This is a genomic window from Bradyrhizobium uaiense, from assembly GCF_010811875.1.
Classification (GTDB): Bacteria; Pseudomonadota; Alphaproteobacteria; order Rhizobiales; family Xanthobacteraceae; genus Bradyrhizobium; species Bradyrhizobium uaiense.
This window is the reverse complement of the sequence record NZ_VKHP01000056.1, coordinates 1-19850: the sequence shown is the minus strand read 5'-3', so window position 1 is coordinate 19850 and position 19850 is coordinate 1. Positions and strand designations below refer to the sequence as shown.

Below are 19850 nucleotides of genomic sequence, written 5' to 3'. Positions count from 1 at the left end.
TCTTTCTCTCACGCGTTCCTTGCAGAGCGACGCCCGGTTGAACGTTGCTCTGGTTCAAGTGGAACCGGGTCGCAAAAACAACGCATAGCGTCCACACGAACAACGAAGTCAGTCGGAATATGGGAGGCCTCGTCAAAGAACCGGCCGCCATGAGCACCGGCGGCCGTGCTTCGCACCGCAGATGCCCGAAACGCGATGGACCGATGGCCGCGCATGCAAGGATGTTGCGCGGATCCATTGGGGACGCCTTTCTGGCGATCAGCTTCGGGAGACCGCGTTGCCCAGGCTCCTCTCCATCCAGTATTTGAGAGCGTTTGCGGCCTTCGGGGTCGTCGCCTTTCACGCGCAGGGCTTCACCTACGGCCGGGCGCTTGGCATTGGCAGCGCCGGCGTCGACATATTCTTCGTCGTCAGCGGAATTGTGATGTGGGCAGTGTCCGCGTACCGCCCGCAGACGCCGGCAGAGTTCTTTGTGAACCGCCTAATCCGGATCGTCCCGATGTACTGGTTCGTGACGCTGTCCTTCGTTGCCGCGGCCATCGTGCTTCCAACGCTGTTTCCGCGGCTGATCGTCAGCGCCACACATACGCTCGCATCCCTTTTCTTTGTTCCAATGCGATCTCCGAGCAACGGCGAGATCTGGCCGGTCGTGGTGCCGGGATGGACTCTGAACTGCGAGATGTTCTTCTATGCCGTGTTTGCTCTGGCACTCTTCCTCACGAGCACCACGACACGGCTCGTCTTTCTCGCGATGGCGTTCTTCGTGCTTATTCTTGTCGGCCGCATCTACACCGGCGACAACCCGGCGATCACATTTTACACCGATCCAATCATGCTCGAGTTCCCATCGGGGATTCTGCTGGGCAGAGCCCTTGAGCAGGATCGCTTGCCGCGGCTACGCTGGGGCTACGTGCTACTGGTCGCTGGTGCCTTGCTGTTTGCCGTTTCCGCCTGGCTTAATGTCAGCTCACCGCGCGTGCTGGCGTGGGGCGTTCCTGCGTTTCTGGTCGTGGCTGGGGCCGTCATCATCGAAAAGAACCGGAGCGTCCCGCTTGTTCCTGCACTCGCCCTGCTCGGTGATGCCTCATATTCGATCTATCTCACACACACTCTCACCATTTCCGCGGTCGGGAAATTCAAGGCATATTTCAATGCACCGACATTCTTCGTTGCCAGCCTGACGCTTTCCGCCTTGATCGGCGTTGCGGCATGGCGGCTGGTCGAGCGCCCGTTCGCCGAGTTTCTGAAGCCACGTCCCAGGCTTCGGCAGCCGCATCTGGCCGAGTGAATCGTGCCCGGTTTTGCATTAGGCGGCCGCTGGCGCTTTCTTCACCACCCGGAACAGGCTGAGCGCTCGCTTCATCCATTGCGGCCGCGCCGTCGGGACATAACGCCAGCCCACCACGGAGCGCCGCAAGCCGCGCGGGCCGAACAGTGCAAGGATCATCCATAGGAACAGCGACGTCCGCTGCGCCTGTGAGAAACCTTGCGGAAATGCCAATGCCTTGAAAGTGGCAGACGCGATCTGCATCGCGCTATCACCGGCAATAGGATGGATGTCGGGCCGCAGGGAATACGACGCTGCACGCAGGCAAAGGAACAGCAAATTCCTGTTGAGCGCGCCCGCATCCACCGGCATGCCCGCGCTGCTCGCCACTTCCGTGAAGAATTTGTGACGCCGACGCGTGAGGTCGACTTCGCGCGCGAATCGGCTGTCGTCCAGTTCAAGATGCGCGCCATGGTTTAATCCATGAACGCGATAGTCGACCAGCGGCTTGGGAATCGTGACGACGTCGCCGTACACAGGAGCTGCCGCGATCAGATAGCTGTCGGGCGCACGATCGATGAATTCAGATTCAAAATTGAAGATTCGCTCGACCACCGACCGCGGATAGGCGCTGCCCGATCCCGGAGGTGTCGGATAGACGCCGGTCGTCGTAACCCAGGAGCGAATGTCCTGAGGGGTGGGATGTGAGTAATACTGCGGCAGGATACTGCCCGTTGGGTTTCCCCCGGCGTCAACGACTCGCATCTGAAACTGAAACTTGCTCGCCGCATCGGACCAGGCTGCCGCTATTTCGGTCATGATGTCCGGATGAAGGGCATCGTCGGAGTCGAGAAAGATCACGACGTCGCCGGTGCAGCGACGGAACCCGTTGACACAAGACGGCATCTGGCCAGCGTTCGCCTGGCTGATGACGGTGACCTTGTCAGCATACGCCATGATCACCTCGAGCGAGTTGTCCGTCGATCCATCATCAACGACGATCACCTCGACGTTCGGCCAGCGAATGTCGAGCGCGCTCCTGACCGCGGTGCCTACGTAATCGGCGTAATTGTGATTAGGAATTACGACCGACAAGGCGAGTTCATTCGTCACTTCGGGTTCCTCATGCGCAATCCAAACCGAGTTCCTATTGCGTATTTGCGCGGCGTGACAACAGATTATCGCAGCACGCGCATGCGTTGCATTCCTGATAGCGTCGTAATCGTGTCATTGACGTCCGCATATGTGGCCGCGTCTTCACTCGCCATGAAACTGTCGAATTATGGATAAAGATTGTGGCTAACAACAGCGAGGGGAAACGCAAGCAAGTCGGGCAATGATCCTGTTGCCAAGACAAAGGAAACGGCCGTGTCCGCAGAGCTGTATCGAGAACTCGCCTGGCTTCCAAAACCTCCATCCGATTTCTCGATCCGCTGCAAGGAACTCGCAAACGATTCCGGCGACGCCCTCGGCAAGAAAATCAGAGCACTCGCGACCTACGCACTCGATGAGGCGCAGCTGTCCAGGCTCGGGCGGACGATTCGATCGTTGCAATCCGGCGGCGCCTCCCTTGCACCGCTCGTGCCGTTTCGGCTCGGCCTGATCGGAAATGGAACGCTCGATCTGATTGTTCCCGTTCTGGTTGCAACGGCCGCTCGCCACGGTTTCGCGCTGGAATGCGTCACCGGCGCCTATGATCAGTATCTGCAGGACGCGCTGCAGCCGGACTCGCTTCTCAACAAGGCGCGGCCCGACGCGGTTCTCGTTGCGCTCGACCATCGGGGACTGTCGCTGCAACCGTGTCCGGGCAACGAGCAACTGGCGACCGAAGCCGTTGACGCGGCAATCGGACTGCTTGATTCGATCCGCGCCGGCATTTCGCGCAACAGCGGCGCGCTGTGCATCCTGCAAACGCTCGCGGCGCCGCCCGAAAGCCTGTTCGGATCCTTCGACCGCTCTCTGGTTGGCACAGCCCGCAATCTGGTCGACCGCTTCAATCAGAAGATCTCCGCAGCCGTGCTGCAGTCGACCGACATGATGCTCGACGTCGCCGGCATCGCCGAGACCGTTGGCCTGGCCGATTGGCACTCTCCGGCGCAGTGGAATCTCGCAAAATTGCCGTTCGCGGATGCTCTGGTGCCACTTTACGCCGAGCATGTCGTGCGCATCATCGGCGCACTTCGCGGCAAGAGCCGTCGCGTTCTCGTGCTTGATCTCGACAACACCGTCTGGGGCGGCGTAATCGGCGACGACGGCATGGAAGGCATCCAGATCGCCCAGGGCGATGCTACAGGCGAGGCACATCTTGCCGTGCAGCAACTCGCGCTGGCGGTACGGGCGCGCGGCATCGTACTCGCGGTGAGTTCGAAAAATACCGACGGCGTTGCGCGGCGGCCGTTCAAGGAACACCCCGACATGCTGTTGAAGGAGGAGCATATCGCGGTGTTCCAGGCCAACTGGAACGACAAGGCGACCAACATCCGCGCCATCGCCAAGGAGCTCGCTCTCGGCCTCGATTCTTTCGTCTTCCTCGATGACAATCCGGTCGAACGCGGCTTGGTCCGGCAGGAGCTTCCGGAGGTTGCGGTGCCCGAACTCGATGCCGATCCCGCCAGCTACGCCCGCACGCTGGCCGCTGCCGGCTACTTCGAGGCCATCAATTTCTCCGAGGAGGACCGCGCCCGCGCCGAAATGTATCAGGCCAATGCGCGCCGGCTCAGCCTGCAAGGTCAGGCGACCGATCTGAAGTCCTATCTGCGGTCGCTGGATATGCGCATCGTGTTCGGTCCCTTCGACCGGACAACGCGCGCCCGCGTGACCCAGCTCATCAACAAGAGCAACCAGTTCAACCTGACGACGCGACGCTACACTGAATCCCAGGTCGAGCAGTTGGAAGGCGACGACGGTGTCATGACGCTGCACGCGCGACTGATCGACAAGTTCGGCGACAACGGCATCATCTGCGTAATCATCTGTCGTGCGACCAGCCGCGAGACCTGGACGATCGACAGCTGGCTGATGAGCTGCCGCGTGCTCGGACGATGCGTCGAGCAAGCCGTGCTGGCCGAGATCGTGCTGCGGGCGCGCGCCGCCGGCATCACGACCCTGGAGGGCGTCTATCTTCCTACCGACAGGAATGAGATGGTCCGCGACCACTACGGCAAGCTCGGCTTTACGCAGCTCGACGATGGCGTCGACGGAAGCAGCCGCTGGGCGCTCCGGACCGACGTTGAACTGGAGACTTTGCCAATGACGGTTCAGCGCGAGGAGAAGCAGTTTGAGCCGGCTTGATCGGATCAGATCGCCGACAACTTGAACGAAAACCTCGGACAGCCTTGAGCCAACGGACATGAGTCTGACATCACCCCTGTTTTTCGCTTTTCTGGCAGCGGTCGTTATCGCCTTTCACATCAGTGAATCGGTCCCCTACCGGCGATTCGTGCTCGGGGCCGCGAACGCGATCTTCATGGCGAGCTACCTCAGTGACGTCACGCAGGTGCTGCCGCTGCTTGCCTTCCTGGGGCTCGGCTATGCCTCCATATACGCGCTCTACCGCCGCCAGTCGCCTCTGGTGCTAACGGCGGGCGTCGTCGCGATCCTGTGCTGCTATGTATTCCTGAAGCGATTCTCCTTCTTCGAGGGGTTGGGCCAGCTTCCGTTCCCGTATCTGACCATCGGGCTGTCCTACATCCTGTTCCGCATCCTGCACATGATGGTGGATGTGCGATCCGGGGATCTCACCGAGCGAATTGGTCCGCTGGCGTTCTTTCGCTTCACCTGCAACTTCCTGTGCTTCGTCTCCGGCCCGATCCAGCGTTATCAGGATTTCAGCGCGATGGACGGGAAGGCGGCGGTTCAGATCGACGCATCGGTGGTCTATGCCGCGTTTTCCAGAATCGCTACCGGCTATGTGAAGTTCGTCATCATTGCCGCGACCGCCGACTACGCCTTCACGTTTGTCAGTCCGCACCTGCTGCAGCCATCCGGGTATTCGTTCCTCAAGCTATGCGCCGTCTATGCGACGGTCGCATCGCTCTATACGGTCTATCTGTACTTCAATTTCTCCGGGTACATGGACATCGTGATCGGCATCGGGACGCTGCTTGGGCAGACGTTGCCGGAGAACTTCGACCGGCCGTTCTCGGCGCGCAGCTTCCTTGAGTTCTGGCAGCGCTGGCACATGACGCTGTCGCAGTGGTTCAAATTCTACCTATTCAACCCGCTCCTGATGGTGCTGATGACCTGGCTGCCCACGCCGGCGCTTACGTCCTATCTGGGTGTTCTCGCGTTCTTCATCACCTTCGGCGTGATGGGCATCTGGCACGGCACGACCGCGGTGTTCGTCATCTACGGTCTCCTGATGGGCGCCGGTGCAAGCATCAACAAGCTCTGGCAGGTGGCGTGCACCGAACGCCTTGGCAAGAAGCGCTATCGCGCGCTGACCGAATCCGCCGCCTACATTTATTCGGCACGCGGCCTTACGGTTGCCTATTTCGTGCTCGCACTGACCTGCCTCTGGGTCCCGGAACTGCCTCAATTCACCGCTCTGCTGGCGCGGCTCGGCATCGCCGGCGTAGCTACCACCTTTGTCGTGGTGGCGGTGGCGTTCGGAATCGCAGCGCTCATCCTGGATGTCGTCCAGGCTCGCCTTCGCATCCTCGACCTGTCGGGGATCAAGGGCGGCGTGATCACAAGGAATTTGCACCTGGCAGGCAAGATGATGGCAATCGTCGCCGTCGCGACCCTGCTGCATAAGGCACCGGACTTCGTCTACAAGGCGTTCTAAAATTGAAATACATCCTTCGACAGTCGGCGTTGACCTTGTTGTCATTCGCCTTTCTCTACGTGCTGCTCGCCGGCGCGTCGTTCCTCGTCTTTCCGGATCCATCGAGTGCCGGCCCGCGGGATTTCCAGGCCGCGGAACGAACGCTCTACATGACTGTTCCCAAATACGTCTTCCTCGGCCGCAGTGTGCTCGCCGACCCGGACCGGAAGATTATTCTTGTGGGAGCGTCGAATACCGGGGTCGGGTTCCGGCAGAAGCTCGTGCAGTCGAAACTCGGCTGCGCCAACGTCAGCAACCTCGCGATGGGCGGCGCCAACATCTCCGAGGTCAAGCAGGTGATCAATCTGGTCCACGAGGTGCAGACCGATCGGGAACGCCAGCAGAACACCTTCGTCATCGGCATCTGGTTCGGCATGTTCGTGGATTCGGATGTGCATTTCTCGGATGGCGATCGCCATCGCGGCGAAACCGATGTCGATATCGAACGATACCGGTACGGCTTCTATCGTCGCACGCCGGACGGTCCGGTTGCGGTGCTGCCACCGCAATGGCTCGATGCGGGTGTGATGGCGATCCGGCCGTTCCTGCTGATCGAGAAGGTCGCGCGCGAGGCCAGGGCCGGCGTCAATCTCCTGCTGACCGGCCGCGTCAGCGCTCAGCGTACCGACGACGAGCGCGAAAGCGTCGTGATGTCGGACGCCGACAAGCAAAAGGCATTGGCGTACTGGAAGGAGAGCATGGGGCGAACGAACGACATTTCCCCCGCCCAGGTCGACGTCCTGAAACAGACCATTCAGGCGCTGCTGAGTTCGGGAGAGAATGTCGTGCTCGTCGACCTGCCGATCCCGGCCTGGCATCGCGATGCCAGCCCCTATGAACCGAGCTACCGACTGGCACTGAAGGACCTACTCCGGGAATTCGGCGACCAGCCGAACTTTTTGTCGCCGAACATGGCCGACCTCGACAACGACGTCGACTATTCGGACGAGGTGCACGCCAAGCGGCATTTGGCCGATGTCTGGTCGATCAGGCTGGCGAACACGCTGGATTCGTTCGTCTGCCGACAGAAGCCTGACAATGCCCCGCGGGTTACCACCCTGCGCTCTTCGGAGCTGATGACAAACGAGCCACAGCGGGTGAGCACCGTCGCCGGCAATTGATCGGCACGCGATCTGCGCGCCGGCGCGCCCACAAATCAATCGACAAAGGAAGACGCAATGCAGAAGACCGAAGTCTACAGCAAGCTCACCGCTGTTTTTCAAGACGTGTTTGACGAGGACGACCTTGCGCTTACGCCGCAAACCACGGCCGACGACGTCGATGGCTGGGACAGCCTGTCGCATATCCGCCTTGTCCTGGCCGTTTCGAAGGCGTTCGGCGTGAAATTCTCCGCATCCGAGATCGGCAACCTCAAGAATGTCGGCGAGTTCGCCGACTTGATCGAGAAGAAAGCATAACGGCGCGTGGACTCTCGAGCGAACGATATCGCGTCGGCAGCGGCCTCACTGGCTTTCCATCACTTCGGGCTTGCGGTCGCCGCCCCGGAGGAGGCTTTTCGTTACCTGGCGTCACTCGGCTATCTCGCGGGTAACTCCGCCTTCGACCCGGTACAGCGGGTCAATCTCGCCATGCGGCATCACCCCGTGATGCCGGACGTCGAAGTAATTTGGCCAGATCACGGTCCCTCTCCCATCGACAAGCTGATCAAGCGGACAGGCACCATGATCTACCATTTGTGCTACGCGTGCCCCAATGCCGAACAGGCGCTGGATGCGCTGGCAGCATCCGGGGTCGAGATCGTGCCGGTCGGCGTGCCCGCGCCGGCGGTGTTGTTCGGCGGCCAGAAGGTCTCGTTTCACCACGTTTCCGGCTTCGGCCTCATTGAGCTCCTCGAAACCGGCACTGAACCTCAAGCGATCGCATGAACAACGAGCACCGGTCACGACACCTTTTCGGTCACGTCTCCAGCGTTCCCTGCGGCGTGGCGATCGCTGCACTGCTTGTCGCATCGCCGGCACAGGCCCAAACCGTCGGCTTCGGACGATCGACGGCGCCGATGTACGGAGGAACCGGCGTGTCGCCGATGCCTGCGAATCCGTTCCCACCGATGAAGGGCACATATGCTCCCCCCCATAAGGCCCCGGACGGGACAGTCTGCATATCGGTCCGGCCATCCACGCATCCGCAAACCATCAATCCGAAAATCATCGATCAGATCGTGACCGTGAACAACACTTGCGGCCAGTCCATCAACGTTCAGGTCTGCTATGCCGGCAGTTCGGACTGCATCAAGGTCGCACTGAGCGGCTACCAGAAGCTGCAACGCATTCTCGGGATCTCGGCAGGGTCGACCGCATTTCGCTACGAGTACCGCGAGCTCTATTGATGCAATCAACACCAACCGTGGTCCTTGTCGGGTGGCACGTCGCTTGCCCGTCAATGCATATGGTCACTCATGACATCCTGACGGAGATCCATCACGCCGAACATTGCACCTTCACCCGAACCAGACGCTGAGCGCATGTCGAACACCACTCAGGCAATCGTGTTCGGAGGCGCCGGCTTCATCGGAACGCATCTGATGAACCGGCTCGTCGCCTCCGGACAATATGATCGGATCGTTGCCGTCGACATCGGCAAGCCGAGGACCCTTGTTGCCGGCGTCGAATATATCCATCACGATGTCCGTGAACCCGTCGACCCGAAGCTCGCAGGCGGCGCACCCGCCGACGTCTTCAATCTGGCGGCAATCCACACGACCCCGGGCCACCCGGATGGCGAGTACTACTACACCAATGTCCTCGGTGCGGTGAACGTGTGCCGGTTCGCCAACGAGACCGGCAGCCGGAACATCATCTTCACAAGCTCGATATCGATTTACGGTCCGAGCGAAGCCCCGCTCGACGAGGACTCTCAGCCCGCGCCGGTCACCGCCTACGGCCGTTCGAAGCTATCAGCCGAAGCCATCCATCGCCTGTGGCAGTCCGAGGACGTGACGCGCCGGCTCACGATCGTTCGCCCCGCCGTCATCTACGGCCTTTATGAGGGAGGAAACTTCACGCGGCTGTCGAAGCTGATGGAGAGACGGGCTTTTGTCTATCCCGGCCGGACCGACACCATCAAGTCGTGCGGTTATGTGAAGGACCTGGTTTCGTCGATGCATTTCATGGCGGCACGCAACGATGGCGTGTTGGTATACAACTTCTGCTACGAGCATCGCTACACGATCAGCGAGATCTGTGCGGCGTTCTCGCAAGCCGCCGGCTACAAGAGGCCGACGCTGACCATTCCGGTATGGTTCATGAATCTCGCCGTTCTTCCGTTCGAGGTGCTGCACAAGGCCGGCATCAAGACCGGGATCAATCGCGAACGCATTCGGAAACTGTGGTTCTCGACGAACATCCTGCCGAAGCGGTTGGTCGCCAGCGGGTTCAAGTTCGAATACGACGTCCCAAGCTCGCTTCGCGAATGGAAGAAAGACTCTCGCGTCAGCGATTTCGACTGATCGTCGCGCCCGCCCTCGGACAGGTCTTTCACGGGGCGAAGACGTCCTTGAGCATTGCTTGTTCGAACGGCGGGTCCGCGACGAGTTGCCTCGGCCTGGCGTCCTGCTGCTCGAACCGGTGCGGCCGTTTCATATCCCGCCGAGGCCGGCGCGCACGAGGCTCCCGTCTCGATTATGGAACTCGGCGGTGCTGCCGCCAAGATAACCGCCCCCAGGGCCACGGCGATCATTCCAGGCATCATTTATGGTTGCATTTTCCTCTCTTGCTCGCGTGAAAATCTCCATTCTCTAGTCGATTTGTTGCTGCACACTTGTTGTTCCACATATGTGGCGGTCGGCCGGCAACCGGCACGGGAATTGCTCTGTCTTAGCCGGAACCAGGGTTGACCGGTGACGAACCGGCGCGACTTCCGCAAATCCATGATGCACCGCACTCTTGCTGACACATTTGTTTGGCACGTTCGCGCGGCTGATGCATTCAGCTTGGGCTGTTTGCTCACTTCGACACGGCACAATCCAGGAACCTAAACCAGGTAAACGAGCCGGATGCTCCAAACTCGAATCACACCCCCTCGCGAGATCGAATCTCCCACACAAGAGTCGGCTTCGCTGGAGCAGACCATCTCGTCCGCGGTCGCGCTGATTGGCCGCCAATACCCCGTGATGATCTTCGTGATGTGCCTGTGCATTGGCCTCGCCGGCGTCTATTTGCTGACCGCACCGAAGCGATATACCGGCACCGCCGTGCTCCTGATCGACAGCCGCAAGATGCAGGGCCTGCAGACCCAGCAGGCAACCGGCGCCGACAGTTCGATCGACTCGGCGATGGTCGACAGCCAGGTCGAAGTGCTGAAATCGGAGACCATAGCAGCAAACGTCATCAAGCAACTGCACCTGCTCGATTCGCCCGAATTCACCGACGATGAACCCGGGCTGCTCGGCAGCATCTCGAACCTGTTTTCCTGGATGTTTCCGGAGCAACGTCCGTCCGAGGCCGCGCTGATGCGAATCGCCATCGGCAAGGTGCTCGGGTATCTCTCGATCAAGCGCGTCGGCCTGAGCTATGTCATCGAGATTTCCTATCAGTCGCGTTCGCCCGACGAGGCCGCGCGCATCGCCAATGCGGTCGCCGAAGGCTACATCAACGATTCGCTGGAATCGAAATATCAGGCGTCGCGGCGCGCAGCGGTTTGGCTGCAGGATCGGCTGAAAGAGCTGCGGACGGAGGCTTCCACCGCAGAACGCGCGGTCGTCGACTTCAAGGCGAAGAACAACATCGTCGATGCCGGCGGGCGTCTGCTTACCGAGCAGCAGCTGGCGGAGATCAACAGTTCGCTGACGCAGGCACGCGCGCAGCGCGCCGAAGCGCAGGCCAAGCTCGAGCGGATCACAGCGATCCTGAATTCCGATGACGGCGACTCCAAGGTCATCCTGAACGACCTGGCGACCGTGACCGACACCATGAACAATCCGGTGATCACCAAGCTGCGGCAGACTTATCTCGATTATTCCGCGCGTGAGTCCGACTGGTCCAATCGATACGGGCCGACCCACCTTGCGGTCGTCAACCTGCGCAACCAGATGCGCGAGATCAGGCATTCGATCACCGACGAACTGCGGCGCACGGCCGAGGTCTACAAGAGCGACCTTGCGATCGCGAACGCGCGCGAGGAATCCAGCCAAAAGAGCCTGAACGATACGATCACGCTGTCCAATGGCACCAACCAGGCACAGATCGCCTTGCGCGATCTGGAGAGCAATGCACAGAGCGCCCGCGCGCTGTCCGACAACTTCCTGCAGCTCTACATGGTCTCGGTTCAGCAGCAATCGTTTCCGATCACCGAAGCACGCGTGATCACGCAGGCATCCAACGCTCCCAACAAGACATCGCCCAAGACAACCCTCATTCTGCTGGCTACGCTGATTGGTGGCGCAATCCTTGCTGGGGGCGTTGCCGTTCTGCTCGACATGATGGACCGGGTGTTCAGAACGGTGTCTCAGGTCGAGCAACATCTCCGCACCAGCTGTCTTGCTTCGATCCCGACGATCGGGAGCGAGCAGAACCTGGGTCTGGCCGGACACAGCCTGCTATCCAGAGCAGGACGGCTACTCAACAAGCGGAGGAAGAAACCCCAGCCGGCGGCACCGAAGCCGGTTCCGGCGGCAGCCTCGGGTCTGCCGCCGGGAAACTCCGAGCCCAGATCAAAGCAGCCGCATGGCGATCGTCTGCTGACGGCCAACCACAGCGTCGGCAGATACGTGATCAACTCGCCCTTCTCGCGTTTTGCCGAAGGCTTTCGCTCGATCAAGCTTGCATGCGATCTCAGCAGCTACGGATCGGCCAACAAGGTCGTGGGCATTACCTCAGGGCTTCCCAACGAAGGCAAATCCACCGTCAGCGAGGCGCTTGCCCAGACTGTCGCACAAAGCGGCTCGCGCACGCTCCTGATCGACGGAGACATCCGCAATCCAAGCCTCACTGCGAGGCTGGCCCCCTCCGCGCACGCCGGCCTGATCGATGTCGTTATCGGCAGGGTGGATTGGACGGATGCGGTTTGGATCGACCCCCAGACCAATCTCCATTTCATGCCCTGCGTTGTGACCTCACGCTTCTCCAATTCGAGCGACGTGCTGGCCTCCCCGCAAATGGAACGGCTGTTCCAGAATCTGCGGCAACACTACGATCGCATCATCCTCGACCTAAGCCCGCTCGCACCGGTGATCGACGTTCGGGCCACCGGCGCGCTGGCGGACTCGTATATTCTGGTCGTCGAATGGGCCAAGGCCAAGGTCGATATTCTCGAGCGCGTGCTGAGCGAAACTCCGATCGTCCGCGAACGCATGCTTGGCGCGGTCCTCAACAAGGTGAACATGGCGGTGATGAGCCGCTACGATATTTACAGCGCCGGCTACTACCGCAATCGGTACTACAAGAGATACGGATACGTCGACTAAAGCGCGTGAGATTGGGTTAAATCGCGCTGTCGCTTTAGCCCTTCGTTTGAGCATGATGTCTGCCGTTTGAGCATGATGTCTGCGCAAACGCCTCGCGTTCGTCGCGAGGGCCGCTTCCCACGTTTCCAGATCATGCTCTTGAGGCCTGATCCGTCGAAGCAACGAACGTGATCGTCCGGTCGGTCAGCCCAAGAGAGGCCGCACGGGTCGTTCGGCTGCGCTCCGTGCCATGGGCTCGATCCCCAAGCCTTGTGTTCGGGCTGAGCCGGCGATGGCCGGCCCAGCGTTCCCACACGAGCATCACTGCCGCGAGTTGATCCGCAGGATCTGCGCGTTGTTTGCGGCGACAATCGTGCTGTTGGCGGTGCCGACCACCGCCTGGACGAACGTCAGGAACTTGGTGGTGTCGACAGTGGCAGCGTTTGCGGCAAACAACACATCCTTGTCCCGCATTTCGAACTTGCTGGCGAGGAAGAAGCCGGACGGATCGCGGAAGTCGGCGTTGTAGACCACAGGCACCAGCGGGCCGGTGAACTTGGAGCAGTCGGCGCCCAGTCGCTCAACCAACTCGCGCGGCTCACGCCGATAGACGTAGACGCCCGCGGGCTCGGCCTGCGCGTCAATCAGGCCGCCGGCCTTGGCCATCGCCTGCGCCATCGTGATCTTCCACATATCGAATGGGAACTGGGCCTGACCGCCGAAGTTTCCTCCGATCGTGAATGCGCCAAAGGCGAGGAAGACCTGCGGTTCGCGGTAGACATAAATCGTGTCGCCGGGATGGATCCAGACGTTGTTGGCCGGCTGATACATCAGGGCGCCGAACGGAACCGTGGCACGCTTGCCGCCTCGCTCCAGCGTCACCCAGCTCTCCCAGCCCGGCCCCGCCAGGCCGCCGGCGCGCGCGATCAAGTCAAGGATACGCTCGCCGGCCGCATTGGCCGTCAAACGAGCTGGCGTTTTCACTTCGCCGAGCACGCTGATGAGGGACGTGTTTTGCGTGATCAGGGACACCACCACCTGTGGCTCGATGGCGCGGTTTCCGATTGCCTTTACGATGTCCTTCTGGATGTCGACCGGGGTGCGGCCGTTGGCCTTCACTTGCCCCGCATAGGGGACGGTAATGTTCCCGTTCAAATCAACATTCTGGTTTGGCAACGCCACAAAGTTACCTGGCCGCACGCCGGCTTCGGCGGGGATGAACAGGCCCCCCGCAGCAGCTTCGAAGATCGACACCGCCACCGTGTCCCCGATGCCAAACTTGATGCCCGGCGGCGGCCGATGATCAGGAAATGACCCGGCGATGGCGCCAGGGCCGTATTCCTTCAAAATGTCGACCACGGTCGGTGTGAGCTTGACCAATACGTAGTCCGGGCCAGATCTTGTAATCTCGCTCTTGATAACGTGATCCTCGGGACCCGACGACGGCATGATCGAGCACCCTGCGGAAGAAAGCAGAATGCCGAGCAAGACTCCCCATAACAAAACGCTACGCCTCACAACGCGCACCCCTCACACCAAGCTACACTTCGTCAAAATCCCCAAGCCGCGTCAACGAAGCCTTAGGAGATGGTCAGAATAAGGAGACCTTGTTGCAGCTTAGTTACAGGTGACCGGATTCTAAATAGACAGGTGTGCTGCCTGATACAGGAGCACTGCCTGATATTCGCTATCGATGCGCAAGTTCCAGTCATCGGTCAGCGAAATCGACCCCCATCATGAGTTCCATTCGACCCGGGCTCGTCATGGAACATTCGCTTTCGAATGTTCCAATTCACGTCATGGCTGAATGCATCGCCGGATCCGCCACAGCGGAGAGGCGGCTCTGACGCAGGCATTGCCGTTGCCTGCAGCAAAATTGAGCGATGCCATCGATTACCTTTTGATGCTAGTGCGGCGTAGTCGGGCCACGCGCCCGCCCCGGTTCAAATGAAGGTTACGCTGTCGTTGCCCATGACACGATTAACGCTGCTCTGCACCGTTCTGATGGTTCTCGCTCATGGTTCCGGGCGGACTGAGACGCCGCGTCCAGATGGGCCGCGGCCAAGCATGATGAATTGCGCATCCGGTGTCAGTCCCGAGCAGCGACGACGCTGCGACGAGGAGGCCTTCAGGCAAGTCGAGTCCGGCAGTCAATCGACGCAGCTCGAGGGTGGATGGCGATTGGTGAGAAGCAGAGACCCCGAAGGCGGCAGTGACGCCATTTCAGCGATGCATGTTGTCGACAGCTCAGAATCGGACCCGCGCCTTGCCGGCTTGAGCCTGCAATGCGGCCGCGACGGGATTGACGTCGCGCTCATCGTCCTCGAACCCTTGGCGCGTTCGGAACGGCCGACCGTGGCTTTGGCCGCGGGAGGAAAGCGCGCGGAGTTTGAAGCATCCGTGGTCCAGGGCGGCGCGGCACTCCGTCTCCCCGCGAACGCATCGAAGCTTGTGGCCGGCGACTGGCAGAGCACCGCTGAGCTCTCGGTCGAAATCGCGACCAAACCGAACGCGATCCTTGGCGTCGTGCCGATCAGCGGATTGTCGACGGCTCTTAGCTATCTGTCGCAAAATTGCCATGTCAAATAGCGTCAAATGGTTCGGTGGCGGGAACCTCCCAGGTTCCCCCTGTGAAGACGTGCTTCCAGCATGAGTTTCGGTCTCGACTAGCAGTGATCGGCCGCGCGGTTGGCGTCGCGTATTCCCATATGCGATAGTCGGGACTGGCCGCCTCCTGTCGCGGTGAAGTCATTCCCGCCCCATTCCCCCAGCCCAGCTTCGAAGTCTCACATATTGTCGGTCGCCTCTTCCCTCCTCACCATACTATTAGCCGCGATTCCGCCCCTGATCATCGCAAATGGCGGTTTCGCACAGCACGCGCTCGCGCTCGTCGCCGCCGTCATACTGGCCGCGGCAGTCCGAGGTGCGGACGCCGAGCTCACGTCGACCGGGCAGCTGCTGAAGCGATTTTCAGTCACGATCCTGGTCCCCGCTGTCTGGATGGTGGTGCAAATCCTGCCGTTGCCATTCGCGTCGTTGGTGAACCCGATCTGGTCGGCTACGTCGATCGCGTTGAACGAACCGTCGCTACCGGGCCGCATCAGCCTTGAACCGGGCGCTACCCTCGAAAGCCTGTTTGTCTATTTCGTCTACGTGTCGCTGGTGGTATCGACCGTCATCATTTGCCGGGATCGCCACAGGGCCGAAACGATCCTGTTTGTGTTGTGTGCAGTGACGACCTTCATGTCGCTCGAAGTCGTGCTCGGCCGGCTTGATTGGTTCGCCGCCATGACTCCCGCCACAGGCGCCCCGATGAGTCCGTTTCCCGCAGCAGCCGCGCTGGCTACGGTCGCCAACACCGCGCTCGTTTCCCGAGCGCTCGAAAGACACCTGCACCGGCGGGACATTCGCAATCTGGCCTCTATCCGGCTTTGGCTCGGACTCTTTTCCGGTTCGTTCGGGATCCTCGTGGGGATCATCGCGATCGTCGCCCTGGCGCGATACACACTGCTGATCGCGACTGGCTTCGGACTGACTGCGGTCGGCTTCATCGCCGCGGTTCGCCGCCTCGGATTTCGCTCGTGGCCATCCGCGGTCTTGTTTGCAGTTCTTGTAGCAATCGTCGGCGCTCTCACCGTGCCGCGCTTGCTGTCCGTCGGTTCGAGCCTGCTTGGCCTTGCCGCGTTCCCTCAAGAAACGGTGGCACTGGCAGGGCGCCTGCTCTCGGAGGCACCGTGGTTGGGGAACGGAGTCGGAACGTTCTCCGTGGCGTCTCGAGCCTATCAGGGCGTTGATGCCGCAGAGCAGGTTGTCCCGCCTTCCACGGCAGTCCTGGTCGCGATCGAGTCGGGGCGACTGGCACTCGTGATACTGGCAGGCTTCGCTGCCCAGCTTTTCGTCGTTATGTTTCGCGGCGCCGTTCGGCGAGGACGCGATTCCTTTTTCGCATCGGCGGCGGCCGCCGGTGTTCTGATCGTGTTCTGCGAAGGTTTCCTTGACGCGAGCCTCGCGAGCCCGGCGACGAGGATTATCGTGGCCGTCATGATCGGGCTTGGACTTGCACAATCCGCCGGCCGTACAAGCGGTCTCAAACGCTAAAGCGCGATGAAATAGAATGCCTTTGGATTGAACCGCCTGACCTCTCACCGGACATGGCTTCATTGAGCGGAGTTCGCATCCCTCTGATGGCACTGGCACTGACCATCGGATGTTACGTCGTCGTCTCCGCCGTAGTGCGGACGACGGCGCTGGATCGCGTGGCATTTCCATCCGATGCCGCCAAGATCAGTTCGGCCTGGGATGGAAAGGTTCCATTCCTGTCGGAAATGCTCTCGCCCTTCAAATCGGAGCTGGAAAGCAACCACGCTTTGATCGTCGCGCTGCAGGCTATCGAGGCCGGCCGGAAGAAACCGACAACCGTGCAATCCGCCGAGTATACCGACGCCATCCGCCGGGTCAGGGGATCGCTGTCGGTCTCGCCGCACAACCCCGAACTCTGGCTCGCGTTGGCGCTGCTTCTGGCTCAACGCGACCCGCACGATCCCGTCGTGTTCGAGGCGCTGAAGATGGCCTATTTTACTGCTCCGAACGATATGCGGTTGGTGCCGGTGCGGCTCGACATCGCGGGCCGCTTCGATCTGCTCGTTGACCCCGACATCAAGGACCTCGCCGGGAACGACGTTCGGCTGATCATGACCCGCCGACCGGGGCTGAGGCCGGCGATCGTGTCGGCCTTTCGCCGGGCATCGGACCGCGGCAAGGCTTTCCTGCAAGACGCAGTTCAGTCGATCGATCCGACCTTCGTTCCGATGCTGCGTGGCTAAAAAAAAATCGGCGCGGAGGGATGCAATTCAGCCGGTGGGCCAGTTGCGCTTGCCGTGAACGACGGCGGCGCCAGCGATCGCGCCGTTCTCATCGACCGATTCCCACGCCACCTGAATCCGGCTTAATACTGAAATACCAGGTCGGGATTGCGCGGATTCACGTAGCGGACGTAAGTCCGGTTACGTCCATAGTAATAGTGTGGCTCGTCGCTCCTGGTGCGCGGATCGAAAGTATAGGGGTAGGCCTGCTCGAGCGAGCGGTGCCGAACATAGACCGGCGCGGGGCAGCCGCATTGCGGGCCGCAGTAAGGCTTCGGCCCACGGTCAATCTGCAGCACTGGTGTCGCCGAGCGCGCTTTCCGCGGATGGACCGCATAGTCGGCGGCAGACGCCGGCATGGCAAAAATGATCATCGTCGGGGCGAGTACAACTAGACCAGCATAGGATCGTGACATCGCTTCTGTTCCCCCTGATCGCGATTGGACCTTAGGTGCTCGCGCCGAGACAAGCAACCGGACAGATATTGCCGACCGAAGATTGGACGAAGTGTGACCAAGACGGGTCAACGCGACTGTCAGCGCCTTGCCGGCGCGTCTTGATTGGGCGACGGGTGGCGGCGATGGCCCAGGGGAGTGATTGAGGCAGCTCCGCAGCCTTATGTTATATCCCGCGCTCCAAATCGTCCGAGCGTCGGCCGGCCATCAGACGGTTCGCGCCACGACTCAGGAAAGCTCGAGCCCCTCTGCGAGGAGATATGGCGACCATACATCATGTAGTGCGCGCGAAGCTTGTGCGATCGCCATGCGCGCGTCGCGTAGCCAAGGCAAAATCCGAGCAGAAAAGACACCGCCAAGATCAAGGCTGGAAGCATTTCTTAAGTCCTGTGCTGCTCGGGGATATTTCCACTTCTGAGCTATAACGTCATCATGATTCCCGCTCCGCACGACCGGTCACCCACTCAAATTATTGTGCAGGGCAACACTACAAGCGATGTAGATGGGCCAAGCCGCAAACTCGCCAAATTTCAAAAACGGTTGGTGCAACGCCTAAGCGGTAAGCTTGATTCACTGCGACGTCTGGAATCTGCCCTGCAAGCAGGCGACAATCGAGCGCACTTGCACGGAGCGACCCGCAGGGCGCTTGCGCAGGGTCCATGGTGAGACTATGCAATTCGTAACCCCACGCAGAGCTCAGGCGCTTGGCGGGCGTAACGCAACACGGTGACGATTGGAATGCCGAGCCACGCTTGCTCCTCGACCTCTGCTGCGGCGCCCCGTGTCGGCTCGGCCGGGCCCGCGAACGTGGTTGTGCGCGTCTCACTTCGCGCCGCGCCGGCAGATCTGAGCATGGTTACCCCCATGATGTCCTGCCTGGACCACTTCCGCGCGTGGCTTGGCACTCCAACAAGCGCTTGCGAACCTTGATTTGCGAGACCGTGCTCCCCGTTGGGGCCCATCAGAGCTGACATGTTTCGATCCTTTCGCGAGAAACCGCGCCGCAAGATTCTGTCACCGCGCCGATCTCACCCAGCGAGGCACAAGCCGCGGCTGCCCGATGGGGTACGCATCTACGCGATGTCCGATATTCACGGTTGCGCCCATTTGCTGAAGCAGATGCTGCGGGTGATCGACGCCGACGTCGCGCGAAGCCGTCCACGCTATGCCATCGAGGTGTACATGGGTGACTACGTCGACCGTGGCCCGGACTCCCGAGCCACTCTCGATATCCTGATCAACCGAAGCCGCCGGGGCAACACCGTCTTTCTGAAGGGAAATCACGAGGTATTTCTCGGCAACGTTCTGCGAAATCCGTCGCTTCTGACCGAGTGGCTCCACGTTGGCGGGCTGTACACGCTGATGTCCTATGGGTTGGCGCCCTCCAGTGCCCCGGGGGAAGAGGAGCGGCAGGCCTTGGTGCGAGATTTGGCGCGCGCGATGCCGCGCCAACATCTGGAATTTCTCGCCAGGCTGCGCCTTACATTCAGCTGCGGTGATTTCTTCTTCGTCCATGCTGGCGTCCGCCCGGGAGTGCCCCTGGCCGAGCAGCAGGAGGCAGATCTGCTCTGGATCCGCGAGGAGTTTCTGCAAAGCAAGCAGAACTTCGGCAAATACATTGTGCACGGCCATACGCCGGTGCAGATGCCCGAACTGCTGGATAACCGTGCCAATATCGACACGGGTGCCTTTGCGACCGGCAATCTCACATTGTTGACGATCCAGGGCAGCAGCATGCTCGCCGTCTAGGTGGTGTGGACTCTAAGGATTCCCTTTTAGGAGCAAATCAGATTCAAGGCTGCTTTTGGGGAGGCCGCCTTGGGTGTGATGGACCGTTTGGTATTGAGCGACGCGGCGTGGGAGCGGATGGCGCCGTTGATCATAGGGCGCCCCGATCAGAAGGGCTCGACCGGGCGCGACAACCGAATGTTCGTTGAAGGAGTGCTGTGGATCGTGCGTACGGGGTCTCCCTGGCGCGATCTCCCGGAGGTCTTCGGCGATTGGAACAGCGTGTTCCGGCGCTTCAGCCGATGGAGCATCA

Annotated in this window: 17 protein-coding genes; 14 read left to right on the top strand and 3 right to left on the bottom strand. The window is 60.7% G+C overall.

Annotated elements, in window-relative coordinates:
* Window positions 1-181 precede the first annotated feature (181 nt).
* Window positions 182-1288, top strand: coding sequence for an acyltransferase family protein (locus FNJ47_RS16100; RefSeq protein ID WP_235999913.1), 1107 nt, complete (start codon window positions 182-184; stop codon window positions 1286-1288).
* 18 nt (window positions 1289-1306) lie between these two features.
* Here FNJ47_RS16100 and FNJ47_RS16095 read toward each other — a convergent pair whose 3' ends face one another.
* On the bottom strand, window positions 1307-2380 hold the full coding sequence (locus FNJ47_RS16095; RefSeq protein WP_163154713.1) for a glycosyltransferase: 1074 nt from the start codon (window positions 2378-2380) through the stop codon (window positions 1307-1309).
* A 255-nt stretch (window positions 2381-2635) separates the two neighbouring features.
* On the opposite strand from FNJ47_RS16095, the gene FNJ47_RS16090 reads away from it, so the two are divergent.
* The 8 genes from FNJ47_RS16090 to FNJ47_RS16055 all read left to right on the top strand — a co-directional run bounded on the left by FNJ47_RS16090 (window position 2636) and on the right by FNJ47_RS16055 (window position 12513).
* Window positions 2636-4558: an HAD-IIIC family phosphatase gene (locus FNJ47_RS16090; protein ID WP_163154711.1), complete on the top strand. Its 1923-nt coding sequence runs from the start codon at window positions 2636-2638 to the stop codon at window positions 4556-4558.
* Between the two features lie 58 nt (window positions 4559-4616).
* Window positions 4617-6053 (top strand): MBOAT family O-acyltransferase, encoded by a 1437-nt coding sequence (locus FNJ47_RS16085; RefSeq protein ID WP_163154709.1) that lies wholly within the window; start codon window positions 4617-4619, stop codon window positions 6051-6053.
* A gap of 2 nt (window positions 6054-6055) precedes the next feature.
* Window positions 6056-7213, top strand: coding sequence for a hypothetical protein (locus FNJ47_RS16080; RefSeq protein WP_163154707.1), 1158 nt, complete (start codon window positions 6056-6058; stop codon window positions 7211-7213).
* Between the two features lie 57 nt (window positions 7214-7270).
* Window positions 7271-7510, top strand: coding sequence for an acyl carrier protein (locus tag FNJ47_RS16075; protein ID WP_139857573.1), 240 nt, complete (start codon window positions 7271-7273; stop codon window positions 7508-7510).
* Window positions 7511-7516: 6 nt separating this feature from the next.
* A complete protein-coding gene (locus tag FNJ47_RS16070; protein ID WP_163154705.1) occupies window positions 7517-7978 on the top strand; it encodes a VOC family protein in 462 nt (153 codons plus the stop codon).
* Between the two features lie 293 nt (window positions 7979-8271).
* Window positions 8272-8439 (top strand): hypothetical protein, encoded by a 168-nt coding sequence (locus FNJ47_RS16065; RefSeq protein ID WP_163154703.1) that lies wholly within the window; start codon window positions 8272-8274, stop codon window positions 8437-8439.
* Between the two features lie 135 nt (window positions 8440-8574).
* Window positions 8575-9558, top strand: a complete 984-nt coding sequence (locus FNJ47_RS16060) for an NAD-dependent epimerase/dehydratase family protein (protein WP_163154701.1) — start codon at window positions 8575-8577, stop codon at window positions 9556-9558.
* 546 nt (window positions 9559-10104) lie between these two features.
* Complete coding sequence (locus tag FNJ47_RS16055; RefSeq protein ID WP_163154699.1) at window positions 10105-12513, top strand: polysaccharide biosynthesis tyrosine autokinase; 2409 nt, start codon at window positions 10105-10107, stop codon at window positions 12511-12513.
* 300 nt (window positions 12514-12813) lie between these two features.
* Here FNJ47_RS16055 and FNJ47_RS16050 read toward each other — a convergent pair whose 3' ends face one another.
* A complete protein-coding gene (locus tag FNJ47_RS16050; RefSeq protein ID WP_235999912.1) occupies window positions 12814-13980 on the bottom strand; it encodes a polysaccharide biosynthesis/export family protein in 1167 nt (388 codons plus the stop codon).
* 459 nt (window positions 13981-14439) lie between these two features.
* Between FNJ47_RS16050 and FNJ47_RS16045 the strand changes: the two genes are divergently transcribed.
* From FNJ47_RS16045 to FNJ47_RS16035, 3 genes are all read left to right on the top strand, one after another.
* Window positions 14440-15081 (top strand): hypothetical protein, encoded by a 642-nt coding sequence (locus FNJ47_RS16045; protein WP_163154690.1) that lies wholly within the window; start codon window positions 14440-14442, stop codon window positions 15079-15081.
* Window positions 15082-15285: 204 nt separating this feature from the next.
* Window positions 15286-16590: a hypothetical protein gene (locus FNJ47_RS16040; RefSeq protein ID WP_163154688.1), complete on the top strand. Its 1305-nt coding sequence runs from the start codon at window positions 15286-15288 to the stop codon at window positions 16588-16590.
* Window positions 16591-16676: 86 nt separating this feature from the next.
* Window positions 16677-17315 carry a hypothetical protein gene (locus FNJ47_RS16035; RefSeq protein WP_163154686.1) on the top strand — a complete coding sequence of 213 codons (639 nt, stop codon included), beginning with the start codon at window positions 16677-16679 and terminating at the stop codon, window positions 17313-17315.
* A gap of 122 nt (window positions 17316-17437) precedes the next feature.
* Here FNJ47_RS16035 and FNJ47_RS16030 read toward each other — a convergent pair whose 3' ends face one another.
* Window positions 17438-17713 carry a hypothetical protein gene (locus FNJ47_RS16030; protein WP_163154684.1) on the bottom strand — a complete coding sequence of 92 codons (276 nt, stop codon included), beginning with the start codon at window positions 17711-17713 and terminating at the stop codon, window positions 17438-17440.
* 1176 nt (window positions 17714-18889) lie between these two features.
* Here FNJ47_RS16030 and FNJ47_RS16025 point away from each other — a divergent pair.
* Both FNJ47_RS16025 and FNJ47_RS16020 read left to right on the top strand, forming a co-directional pair.
* The gene (locus FNJ47_RS16025; RefSeq protein ID WP_235999911.1) at window positions 18890-19558 is read left to right on the top strand and encodes a metallophosphoesterase family protein; all 669 of its coding nucleotides are present in this window, start codon (window positions 18890-18892) and stop codon (window positions 19556-19558) included.
* Between the two features lie 78 nt (window positions 19559-19636).
* Window positions 19637-19850, top strand: a 214-nt coding sequence (locus tag FNJ47_RS16020; RefSeq protein WP_225649460.1) for a transposase, incomplete at its 3' end; no start/stop codon positions are given.